Annotated in this window: 3 protein-coding genes and 1 pseudogene; 1 reads left to right on the top strand and 3 read right to left on the bottom strand. The window is 40.4% G+C overall.

Features of this window, described 5'->3' with window-relative positions; genetic code table 11:
• The 3 genes from CWB66_RS18730 to tnpA form a co-directional block, all read right to left on the bottom strand.
• Positions 1 to 646, bottom strand: a 646-nt coding sequence (locus CWB66_RS18730) for an IS66 family transposase zinc-finger binding domain-containing protein (RefSeq protein ID WP_171037538.1), incomplete at its 3' end; no start/stop codon positions are given.
• Between the two features lie 95 nt (positions 647 to 741).
• Entirely contained in the window at positions 742 to 1,089 is a 348-nt protein-coding gene (gene tnpB, locus CWB66_RS18735) for an IS66 family insertion sequence element accessory protein TnpB (RefSeq protein ID WP_077535064.1), read from the bottom strand.
• Positions 1,089 to 1,385: an IS66 family insertion sequence element accessory protein TnpA gene (gene tnpA / locus CWB66_RS18740; RefSeq protein WP_138586551.1), complete on the bottom strand. Its 297-nt coding sequence runs from the start codon at positions 1,383 to 1,385 to the stop codon at positions 1,089 to 1,091. The genes tnpB and tnpA overlap by 1 nt, the downstream gene beginning before the upstream one ends.
• 78 nt (positions 1,386 to 1,463) lie before the next feature.
• On the opposite strand from tnpA, the pseudogene CWB66_RS18745 reads away from it, so the two are divergent.
• A pseudogene (locus CWB66_RS18745) lies at positions 1,464 to 1,696 on the top strand (IS4-like element ISPtu1 family transposase); the annotation flags it as partial.

The following is a 1,696-nucleotide window of genomic DNA, read 5'->3' on the forward strand; positions in this document are numbered from 1 at the left end:
CGATATCGGCAAACAATGTTTCTTGGCGATAAAGCGGTAAGCCAAACTGGTATTTACACATGATTATTTGACTCAGTAAGCTGGGTGTGGCGATACTTTTTGGAATGGCTGTTGCGGGTATCGGGGCGATTTTTACCACACTTTCAATGCCTTCACGCTCACAATGACGGCACGTGTATTTCGGGCGAATGGTTTTAATCACTTTGATATGCGCTGGCACAAACTCTAAGGCTTCGCTGCTACTTTCACCCATTTTGTGCAAGGGGCTTTGACAGCAATCACACACTTTGTCACCCTCATTGAGGTCAACAACCACCTCAACTCGCGGTAACTGCGCTGGCAGTGGCCTGCGTTTCGGTTTGGCTTTTTCTTTCTTTACTAAGGGGGATGTGGCCAAGAGCGCTTTATCATGTTCATCAAGGATGTCTTCTGCTTCATTAAAGCGCTCTCCGGCACCTGGCATCTTTTCTGATTTTTTGGCGTATTCTTTGGCAAGCTTCGCGTTATAAGCTTGCAGCAATTCGTGAATTTGCGCATCTTTTTCAGCTAATTCTTCATCTTTTTTAGCGACGACTTGTTGCAACTCATGCAGCATGCGCTTAAGTTGCTCTGGGTCGTCAGGAAGTGAGTGGGCATCAATTTTCATGCTCGCAATTTACCAGAATTTGACGTTATTTTCTTGCTTAACGCAAAGATAAAACAGACGATGTGGCAACGATCATTTACTGTCAATATGATCGATTAGAGCATGGATTGATACTGCAATTCTTCATGCCCTAGCACAGCATATCCCGACAACAACCAATCCAATTGTTGAGCGCTGAGTTCATATTCTTGCAAGCTGATTTTGTTTGGCCATTTGAATTTTTGTTTTTCTAAGCGCTTATACCACAAAGCAAACCCCGTTTTATCCCAGTACACTAATTTGAGTTTATCTTTCGCTTTGTTGCAGAATAAAAATAATGCGCCAGTATAAGCATCACGTTCAAGTTCGCCTTCAACGAGTGCGACGAGACCATCAATGGATTTTCGAAAATCCACAGCATCGCGGTATAAGTATATACTTTGAGGTTCAACAAACATTTTCATCAGGCAAACTCGTGTAGCAATTGATTGAGATAAGTTGCAGGCGTTGTTGATGGTAAGCTGACTTTTACTTTACCGACCACAAGGGTTATCGGCTGTTGCGGCTTAATAACACCACTTTTTTTAGTGATTTTGGCGCGAACAAAATTGTCAGGTAATACTTTTAGCTTGTTTTTTGCGGCATAAAATGTAGTTTTTGATAAAGCATTTTGCTGACAATACTCAGTGATAGTTAAATCACTGGCTTGTTGCTCTTCGATAATATTGCGCCACTGCTCAGGGCTACGTGTTTTTCTCATGACTATCTCCTCATTTAAATTGGAAATAGCTTAATCATTTTGACGAATTACTGGCAGGTGTACTTTGCTAGACGCTTACGCTTGAATGTCGCATTATTGATTGTATTAATTGCTAATTTTATTCTTTGGCTAGCAGGTTTAACAGCAAAAACATTGAATGTATATAGATGCGTTAAGGCGAATACGATAAATAATAGAAACGTGCTGTCTAGTTTTAGTTTAGGAACGCAATACTTCGAAAATTTGGTTATAAAATAAAACTAAAAACTTTTTCAGAAGCACTCAAGCAATTAAATCAGGCATTGATCAGA

The organism is Pseudoalteromonas sp. S558 (assembly GCF_005886635.1).
Classification (GTDB): domain Bacteria; phylum Pseudomonadota; class Gammaproteobacteria; order Enterobacterales; family Alteromonadaceae; genus Pseudoalteromonas; species Pseudoalteromonas aliena.